The sequence below is a fragment of the Coleofasciculus sp. G3-WIS-01 genome (assembly GCF_040223135.1).
Classification (GTDB): domain Bacteria; phylum Cyanobacteriota; class Cyanobacteriia; order Cyanobacteriales; family Coleofasciculaceae; genus Coleofasciculus.
This window is the reverse complement of record NZ_JAVJZI010000008.1, coordinates 1-9829: the sequence shown is the minus strand read 5'-3', so window position 1 is coordinate 9829 and position 9829 is coordinate 1. Positions and strand designations below refer to the sequence as shown.

Below are 9829 nucleotides of genomic sequence, written 5' to 3'. Positions count from 1 at the left end.
CAGGAATGGAAACTGCCTGTGAAGTCGGTCTACTGGGGACGAAGGGAACTTCGTCTAGGCAAGTGGCGAAACCCCGTAAGGGAACAAGCAGGAAAGCTAAGTCGTGAGGCTTGGAAGCCTACACCGAATCAAGATTACGGTGTAGGAGGATGTCACGTTGTTCCCATTTGGCTGAATTAGTTAGACAATTAATCAAGCAGCAATAGTTCTAAACTCTAAAATCCCAGCTTCAAAATCTAAAAGCTACCCTGATTATCCCCAGGTTTAGAGGTAGAGTATTGGCATAATTGTCTACCAAAGGAGATTAGTTATGGTCGTGACTCGCGAAGTCATTATTCCCACGGGTATGGAAATCCTCTATGACAAGTATCACTATTGTCCGGGTATTAGAATCGGAAATACCGTTTATGTCTCCGGTCAAGTGGGTCGCGACGAAAATTTACAGGTGGTTGAGGGGATAGAAGCTCAGTTTGTCCAGGCGTTTGAAAATGTCAATAAAGTTCTTTTAACCGCAGGCGTAACCTTTGAGGATGTTGTAGAAATGGTGACCTATCATGTCACAACTTCCGCTTCCGTTCCAGGGGAAAATGCGTCGAATATAGATTCAGGATCACAATCGTTAATCATTCCCCATTTGTTACTTTTTATGGAAGTAAAAGATCGGTATTTCATTCATAAATATCCGACTTGGACAAAGGTTGGTGTAACCGCTTTATCTGACCCTAGACTCATCGTAGAAATAAAATGTACAGCACTGCGATGAAATAAATTTAATAAAAGTCAAGTGTTCTGTAGGGGCGGGTTTTACGATTATCCTTTTTGACTTCACAGGAGATGCAACTAAACCCGCCCCAATTCTGGGCAATCTACACCGTGTTGGTGGGCGCGGTGGGCGCACGTCGGTGCGCCCCTACGGGTTCTGGGTATAAAACTAAGCCATCAAATTAGATTAAACACGCCCTGACTTTCTGCCCGGAAACCTTATTAACTATCCCAGGGAAATAATCCAATCAAAATTGATTTCACAACCCCAGAACTTCCCAGGATTTTTCGACGACTTCATCGGGATCAAAAGGCTTAGTCATATACAAATCTGCGCCGACTTGTTGACCTTTTTCTTTGTCAAACTCTTGCCCCTTTGCGGTTAGCATAATAATATAGACATCTTTGATATCCAGGTTATTTTTAACCGCATAACAAACATCAAAACCATTCATTTTAGGCATCATCACATCCAGGAAAACTAGATCAGGTTTTTCAGTCTTAATGGTTTCAATCGCCTCTTCACCATTTTCAGCAATCAGGATTTCTACCCCTTCGTCTTCCAACTCTTCTAAGGTTTGTGCCATTAACAGGCGAATGTGTGGTTCGTCATCAACAATCAGGACTTTTTTGTTCATATTAATAGATCACTTCAAACACATCTACGGGTTTTTTCTTGCCCTTAACTTGAACCGTGCCAACTTCCTTAAACTTAAACAGATTATGGGTAACTTCATAGACACTGCGACACACCAAAATTTGTTCCCCTTTGGCAATTGATTGTAAGCGAGAGGCAATATTGACCTTATCACCAATGGCGGTATAGTCCATGTGCTGAGGAGAGCCAACATTACCGACAATCACTTCCCCAGAACTGATACCAATTCCGGTGATAAAATTTTGTCGAATCCAATGGACAGGGATTTTTTTTATCCGCTTTTGCATTTCAATCGCCGTTTTAATCGCGCCTTGCTCACTATAAACTAACCGAGAGGGAGCGCCAAACATTGCCACAATCATATCACCCACAAACTTATTTACAGTTCCGCCATGGCTAAAAATTACATCAACCATGTGGGTAAAATACTCATTCAAGTATTCGACAATTAATTCCGGAGGTAATTCTTCGCATTTAGTAGTAAAGTTTCTAATATCTGAAAATAAAATAGCAATATCTCGTTTAGCTGGCTCGAAGGAAAAATCATCTTTTTCTTCCAAAATTGCCTCAACTACTTTAGCGGATACATAACGTTCAAGATTACTTTTGATCCGCTCTTCTTTTAGTTTTTGTTCATGCAAAATCGCATTTTCAATGGCAGATGCTGCTTGGGAGGCGAGGGCAGTCAATAGCTTTAAATCACCCGCCGTATAGTTAATCGGCTCTTGATGGCTAATATTAATTACTCCAATTATACCATCTTTAGTTTTTAAGGGAGCGCAAATCAGAGAATAAATTTGATTATAACCTTCAATAAATCGAATATCCGATTGTACATTATTAATAATTTCAGCTTTACCCGTCAAGATTAAATGACCCGCGATTCCTTTTCCCAAAGCCAAGGGTGCTTTTGGGTCATATTCTTGACCAATGGCGGCGATTAACTCAAACTCACTCGTGTCTGAATTTAATAACATGAGTGAACCACTAGTAGCTTTAATTAATCGGGTGGCTTCATCAATAATCAGATTAGCAACTTGTTTGAGATCGAGGCAAGCTGTTAACCTTCCTGAGATATTATAAAGCAAGTTAATTTCTTTATATTTATCCAAGGTTTCCCTTGCCAACATTTTTTCTTGAAGCTCTTTATTAGCAATATAACTCAGTAAAGATGCTAAGGATGATGCTTTTTCGCTACCTCTGATCCAACCAATAATATCATTAGCAAGTTTTACCGGATAGTTTTCCAGTTCCGCTTGGGTTGCTTCACCGAAAAGGAGACGACCTTGGGTATCCTGAATCAGAATGGGTGTCTCCATAGCAGAACTCATCTCTTTGAGCAGAGATAAAACATCTTTTTTATTCAGCAACTTCTTTAGACTGATAGTAACCATCGGGTTTTTCATTCGCTAATAGGAGAAAAAAGACATTCTCCAGACCTTTCTCAAATCGTAGGGTTTTAACAATATTATATCGTTCAGATAGCTCAGAATTCACAATGATCATATCTGGCTTGACTGCAATGGCTTTTTCTTTAAAATCCTCTCCCTCAAAGACTTCAATCACATTATATCCTCGGGTGGTTAAAATATCAGCTAGAGTTTTAACAGTGGAGATATTTTCATCAATCACTAATATTTTCTTTTTTGAACTTCCTTGAGCGATTAAACAGTCGATTTCCTGAAGCAACTGTTCTGATTCAAATGGTTTAGTGATATATTTATCTATTCCTAACCGATATCCTCGTTCGTGGTCTTCAATAATGGATAAAATAATAATTGGAATATCCATTGTTGATGGGTCATTTTTTAATACGGCGGCAACATCAAAGCCATTCATTTCCGGCATCATTACATCTAGGGTGATAAGATCTGGTCGTTCTTGCTTGATGAGTGTGATCGCTTCTAAACCATCTTTAGCTTCCCGGACTTGATATCCCCGTGACTCTAGTTCTTGTCGCAAGAGTTGACGAATTAATGCTTCATTATCGACAACGAGTACAGTTTTATTAGCAGTGTTTTTAGTTGATGAGGGTTGGGTGGTGACGGTGCGTTGAAGCTGCTTAACTAACGTATCCATATCCATCATATTCACTTGAACGGGTAAATCAGCATGGATAGGAAGTGTAAAAGAAAACTTACTTCCTTTTTCTAGCTCACTTTCAACCCAAATTCTGCCGCCATGATGTTCGACAATTTGCTTGCAAATGGGTAATCCTAGACCTGTTCCTTTCGGCTTGTCAGTTAGTGTATCGCCGACTTGCTTAAATTTCTCAAAAACTTTAGGCTGATCGGCAGGCGAAATACCCATACCCGTGTCAATAATACTAATAATAATTTCACTATGCCTTTTTCTAGCACGGCAAGTTATCGAACCTTTTTCAGTAAACTTAACAGCATTAGAAATTAAATTAATTAGGACTTGAATCAGTCTGTCTTTATCTCCAGAAATTTCCGGTAGATTGCTATCTACATTTTTAATAAATTGTATTTGTTTATCCTCAAATAAAGAGCTTGTCGCGGCTATTGCCCGTTCAATGATATCTTTGACCAACAACGGCTGCATGTTCCAATCAACTTTTCCTGCCTCCATTTTAGCAATATCAAGAACATCATTAATTAATGCAGTCAATCGTTCTCCTTCAGATACAATAATATTCACATTATCTTTCACTTGGCGAACCGTGCGTTGAATTTTATTATTTTCGGTCTGGATTTGAGTGAAGATTACCTCTTCAAGTTTTTTCTTGATAATTTTAGTAAATCCCAGTACAGAAGTCAGCGGTGTTCTCAGTTCATGAGAAACGGTAGAGATAAAATCCGTTTTCATCTGATCCACTTCTTTTTCAACAGTGATATCTCGGATCATAATAACCGATCCAAGAAACTCCTCAACTGCACCATCAGCCGAGGACACTTTATCAATAGCCGTGGCTACAGCTTTACCAACACGTCCCTCCGCTAGCTCAATTTCTGCGGTAAAGACTTCCCGATGGTGGTTCTGGGTTTGGGTAATTAATTCCACTAACTTAAGGCTTAATACATCTTGACCATTTTTATCTGTAATATCGAGTTCTCCTAACCCTAACATTCTTAAGAGAGCGGGATTAAACTGGGATATTTTTCCTTGGGTATCGGTAACAAGTAAACCATCGACTAAATTATTAATAATAGCAGTTAAATGAGCGGTTCGTTCTTCGACTCTACCTTCGAGAATTTGATTAATACTTTCAACCCGCTGCCTGGTATCGGCTTCGGTTTTTTGTAAGCGCTTCGCTTCCGATTCAGCTTGTTTTAAGAATTGCTCACGGACGTAAACTTTAATCGCCATTGAGTTAAATAGATTGGCTAAACGTCCTAACTCATCTTTTCGAGTATCATCCAGTTGAATATTCAAATCGCCAGCAGCAATTCGTTCAGTTGCTCCCATCAACTCAATTAAGGGATCAGTAACTTGGCGACGCAGGACAAAATAGAGGACTAATAGTTCAATGACAAGTGCTAAAATTCCTAACCCCAGAATAAATCCGGCTGTGTTCCAGGCTGGCTTGGCTAAGATTGACTGGGGGAAAACTGTGACTAAATACCAATCTGGTTCATCAATTTTGGCGATAGCCAAGTACTCATTGTCTTTGGTATTTTCAATAATAGATTGATTAGAGTTTCTCTGTTTTACCAATTGAAAAATACGTTGTAAATGAGTGTCATCGGATTCTAAAACATTGAAGGTTCCTTTTTTTTGTTTGATTTCATCAATTTTATCTGGATGAAGAATCAGACGACCATCCCCGCTAAAAAGGATATTATAACCGCCCTCGATGTTATCCTCAATCATGCGCTCCATCAGTTGATTTAGAGTCACATCATGTCCAATTGTGGCGATATGTTCACCGTCTAAGTTAACAGGCGTTTTCACAGAGACGAGCCAATCTTTAGCCTGAGGATCGTAGTAAAGTCCTGTCCATACCGTCTTTGACGCTGCATTCGGTTGCGTTTTGCCATAATAGGCTTTTTCCTCGTCTTGGAGATTGAGCTCAGTAGAAGCTCGTTGCACCCAAGGCGTTCTGGGCCAATAGATCGCGATAATATTATCAGGGCTGGTAATATAGGTATTGATAAAACGATGATGCCATACTGCACCATAAGTTGTGGTTAAGTTGTAAAAGGTAAGGACTCGCTGTCGAACCTCGGCGTCGATGACCAGGTTTTTATCAATATAAACCCCCGCCTGCTCAAGGGTGTCAAACTTCTCCGGAGGCTGATCTGGAGGTCGATTGCGGATAACACCATCAGACCATTGGAGGAAGAGCTGATTAAATTCACTGTAGGAGTTAGAATTCGGTTCTTGAAGTTGTTTTATTAATTCTTGCTTGAGTAGAGTATGATTGTCTACAGCGATAGAAGATAGAATACGTTCTCGTCCCCCTCGTTCCTCTACATATTTTTTGACCCGTTCTAATGCTTCAGATTCAATAAAGGATAAAGTGTGAAAGTAACTCCAAGTCGTTAATAAAACGATAACTCCAGCCATTCTCAAGGCTACATTTACCAGCGTTCGCCGGGTGATAGATTGTTGCCTAATAAAGATAGGAAAAGCCATTTTAAAATTAGGTAAAAGTTTAAGACAGACAATTCTGATGTTTTTTTAGAAAGAATTTTTTAACCACAAAGAATCAGGAAAATTCATTAATATCTACATCATCTTGATGAAATATCCGGATGAGTGACCTGTTCAATCTATTTCACTCTCGTCATCGCTAAAATATGGGTCAGCTAAGACGCAGGTCAATTACGTATTGCCTGTTCCCTGTTCCCTGACAACCCCTTAGATGAGCTGAACTGAGGACGTGTCCCCCTGTCGTGGGTTAAATTAAGGAATAGAAGATTGGACTACTGACAACGACGGCTGCCGAACTGGGCGCAAGACTACTATGAAACGCTATTTATCCCGCCAAATCTTATTTATACTCCTCGCGATCGCAGGAATTGTCTCATTTACCTCTGTCTCCCATTCCCAGAGTGATTTGCCCTGCTACTTGGAAGACAGCAATGGCAATGTCATCGATCTGGGTCACCTGTGTGGTAGTGGTAGCAGTACACCTTCGGTGATTCAAGTTCCCATCAAACGCCGGATGTCTGGGATTCCGGTCGTTGATGTCCAATTTAATGGCAACCGCCGCTTTGAAATGCTCTTCGATACAGGTGCTTCCGGGATTGCGATTACCCCCCCAATGGCACAAGTCTTAAACGTTACTCCACAAGGTGTCGTCACCACCTCCACTGCGGGTGGTCAAGTTGAAGTTCCGCGAGGTCGCGTTAATTCTGTCGCCGTCGGGGGTATTGAAGTCACGAATCCGGAGGTGACGATTAATCAATACCTCGATATCGGACTATTAGGACAAGGATTTTTTGGTATCTATGATGTGACCATTAAAGAAAATGTCATCGAACTTAGATATCGGTAGAAAGGAGTTTTGAGTTTTGATCCTCCCCTTGGCTCAAGGACATGGTTTGTAGGAGTGGGTTTAGGGACTTTCTACAAGGCTATTGATGGTAAAGTTTGGACAAAACCTGCCCTAACCAAGTTTTGAGTGCGATAATTATTTAACAAATGACCAATGACACAGGACAAATGACCGATGATGTGGCAATCTTTCTGGAGTCGTAGCGTCTGGATCGCTTTATTGAGTACATTAACCCTACTCAATAGTGCATGTAGTAAGAGTGAGGCGGAGAGTGTTTCGAGTCCTACTCCGACTCAAGCCGCCAGTCCGGTGTCCACCCCTTCTGCTTCTGTCTCCCCAAAACCGCAAGCGTCAATACCCCTACCGCCCCCACCTCCTGAATCGGACACCTATGAAGAAGCCATTGATGTAGCGACAAGTGCGGTTACGATTAGTCAATCGGCGGTGAGTCGGGAGGATTGGACATTAGTGGCAAATCGTTGGCAAGAAGCGATTCAGTTATTAAAAGCTGTACCGGCTTCGAGTAAAAACCACTCAACCGCCCAACAAAAGCTATCTCAATACCAGAACCTGCTAGCGGATGCCAAACAGCGCTCCACACCGCCACCGCCTAAACCAAAACAAGGTGATAATAGTCCCCAGTTTTTCTCGGTGCCGATTAAAGGCAAACTTCGGGGTATTCCAATTATCGAAGTGACCTTTAATGACAAGCGGCAATTTAGCATGCTGTTTGATACAGGGGCGACTAATACCCTCATCACCCAAGAGATCGCGTCCACGTTGAATTTAAAACCTGTCGGAATCACTCAGATGGGTGTAGCAGACGGTGCGATTGTCCAAATGCCAGTAGCGATCCTGGAGTCCATGGAAGTTGATGGTCGCCTGAAACGAAAGATCGAGGTCGCGATCGCACCGCCATCAATGCCTGTTGGACTCTTGGGACATGACTTCTTTGACGGCTATGACATCACGATCAAAGATGATGTGATTGAATTTCGCAAACGTTCATAATTTTTTATGATTTATTGACTTATGACTTATCCAGAATTCTTAATTATAGCAACTGCCATAGCGGTTAGGACACATCATTTATGTAGAGACGTTGCATGCAACGTCTCTACAATGGTGCCGAATGACTCAAAATCCCCTGAATAGGAGTAATCCCGTCTGAAATAGTCCGATAATTACACCCAAAATCCCGCCTAAATTAACAATCGCTTGTAATTCATTTTTGACAATCACTTTAACGGCAACTTCCAAGGATTCCGGCGACGTACCTCTTACCCGCTCGACAATGACCTGATCAATTGATAAAATCGGAATAATCTCAGTTACCAATTTTTCTAAATCTTCTTCTAGATAACGCTCCAAAACTAATGCCAGTTCTTGACTAATCAGTTCCATTGAGCTAGTCATAATTGCCGACTCTCGCAATCGATTTAAGATTAATACCGCCACCTTTTCCCAGTCAATGGATTGACTTAAACCCTGCAAAAAGTCGCTGCCCCGCTCTCGAATATAAGTGCGAACCGCATCTCGCATAGTTTTGCGTAACTGTCGCACCGTAGACACGGGCAAATTTTGTAGAGATAGACTTTGCAGCCATAACTGTAACCGCTCACGGGCGCCCAAAGCCGTCAACAATTCTAAGAGACGCGCATTGCTTTCCTCTTTCTCGTCTAAGCAATAGGTTCGCAAACGGGTTAGAGTATTACGTAGCCCAAATAAATTGGCGACAATCCAATAAGTGCCGCTTGTCTTCTCGCGAAACCCTTCATCAATGACTTGGATATTGCGATCCGTTAAGAAATCAATAATCCCTTGACGCAAAACATCAGGGGGTAATGCCACTTGGATAATCCACTGCGAAAGCTGTTGCGCTTGTTGATCATTCAGTTGAAACTCCAGCAAAATCTGGTCAAAAATTTGGTTAAGCTGGGCTTCTAAAAAATCCTCACGACGGGATAAAACTTTCAGCAAGCGTGGTAGGGATTCTCCCAATAAGTCGTGGAGGATAGCCGCGAGAATCTTAGCCGTTTTCTGTTCCTTATCCAACTGGACTTGTTCCAATGTCAGATTGAGCATCCACAGAATTGCCCCACGCACCCGTTCCCGATGCAGTAGACGCCGTGCTAGTCGTTGCATCTCCGAGGGGGTTAACAAAGAACCCATAATTGTATCGGCTACCCGTTTCGCCAAGCGTTCCTGGTTATGGGGAATTAAACCGGGTGTAAATGGCAACCGCCGCTTACCGATATAAATAGGGCGGTAGGGACGGAATAGCATTTTAATGGCTAAATCATTGGTGAAATAGCCAATAATTCCCCCTGCGATTGGAGGCAAGAATAGCAGCCACAGGTTCGATAAATTCAAAACAGCAATCGGCGTAATACAGAACGGTTGACACTCCCACGGCGATAGAGCGCGTGGGATTCTGTATTCAACGTCAAAACTTGCTCTACCAGGCTTGCGCCAAGTAGCGTAGAGGCTTCAACTCCTACAGCGTTACTTTGGGGATGCCCTCCCCTAGATTTTGCCTTGAGCAAAATCTTTATCGCCGCGTTCCAATCTCTTTGCAGAATCAATCCACACTTACAAACGTGGGTTCTTGTGCTGAGAGATTTTTTCACAATCACTTTGCACTGACTGCATTCAACAGATGTGTACTGGGGTGGAACGGCAATAGCTAATCTTCCAAACTTGGCGGCGAAATGCTCTAGCCACTGTCTAAACTGATACCAGCTAGCATCAGCAATTGACTTAGCCAGACAGTGATTTTTAAGCATATTGGCGACCCTTAAGTTTTCATAGGCTACTAAGTCGTTAGACTTGCAAACGTGACGCGCCAGTCTTTTGGCGTGTTCGGTACGTTGCCTACTTACTCTTAAGTGTTTCTTGGAATATTGGCCCCTTGCTTTACGGCGTCCGGTTGAACCTTTGACCTT

9 protein-coding genes are annotated in these 9829 nt (G+C 42.0%); 4 read left to right on the top strand and 5 right to left on the bottom strand.

Features of this window, described 5'->3' with window-relative positions:
• A partial coding sequence (locus RIM23_RS00510) for a hypothetical protein (protein WP_446363518.1) occupies window positions 1-180 on the top strand: 180 nt, incomplete at its 5' end.
• 130 nt (window positions 181-310) lie between these two features.
• A complete protein-coding gene (locus RIM23_RS00505) occupies window positions 311-763 on the top strand; it encodes a RidA family protein (RefSeq protein ID WP_446363516.1) in 453 nt (150 codons plus the stop codon).
• Between the two features lie 259 nt (window positions 764-1022).
• On the opposite strand, the gene RIM23_RS00500 is transcribed toward RIM23_RS00505, so the two are convergent.
• The 3 genes from RIM23_RS00500 to RIM23_RS00490 are packed head-to-tail and all read right to left on the bottom strand — an operon-like array spanning window position 1023 to window position 6019.
• Window positions 1023-1400 (bottom strand): response regulator transcription factor, encoded by a 378-nt coding sequence (locus RIM23_RS00500; RefSeq protein ID WP_446337122.1) that lies wholly within the window; start codon window positions 1398-1400, stop codon window positions 1023-1025.
• A gap of 1 nt (window position 1401) precedes the next feature.
• Window positions 1402-2814 (bottom strand): adenylate/guanylate cyclase domain-containing protein, encoded by a 1413-nt coding sequence (locus RIM23_RS00495; RefSeq protein ID WP_446363514.1) that lies wholly within the window; start codon window positions 2812-2814, stop codon window positions 1402-1404.
• On the bottom strand, window positions 2780-6019 hold the full coding sequence (locus RIM23_RS00490) for a response regulator (RefSeq protein WP_446363512.1): 3240 nt from the start codon (window positions 6017-6019) through the stop codon (window positions 2780-2782). The genes RIM23_RS00495 and RIM23_RS00490 overlap by 35 nt, the downstream gene beginning before the upstream one ends.
• Window positions 6020-6350: 331 nt before the next feature.
• Here RIM23_RS00490 and RIM23_RS00485 point away from each other — a divergent pair, with 331 nt between their 5' ends.
• On the top strand, window positions 6351-6884 hold the full coding sequence (locus RIM23_RS00485) for a retropepsin-like aspartic protease family protein (RefSeq protein ID WP_446363510.1): 534 nt from the start codon (window positions 6351-6353) through the stop codon (window positions 6882-6884).
• A gap of 174 nt (window positions 6885-7058) precedes the next feature.
• On the top strand, window positions 7059-7895 hold the full coding sequence (locus RIM23_RS00480; protein WP_446363508.1) for a retropepsin-like aspartic protease family protein: 837 nt from the start codon (window positions 7059-7061) through the stop codon (window positions 7893-7895).
• Window positions 7896-8021: 126 nt separating this feature from the next.
• Here RIM23_RS00480 and RIM23_RS00475 read toward each other — a convergent pair whose 3' ends face one another.
• Entirely contained in the window at window positions 8022-9257 is a 1236-nt protein-coding gene (locus tag RIM23_RS00475) for a DUF445 domain-containing protein (RefSeq protein WP_446363506.1), read from the bottom strand.
• A partial coding sequence (locus RIM23_RS00470) for an RNA-guided endonuclease InsQ/TnpB family protein (protein WP_446363504.1) occupies window positions 9254-9829 on the bottom strand: 576 nt, incomplete at its 5' end. The genes RIM23_RS00470 and RIM23_RS00475, both read right to left, overlap by 4 nt.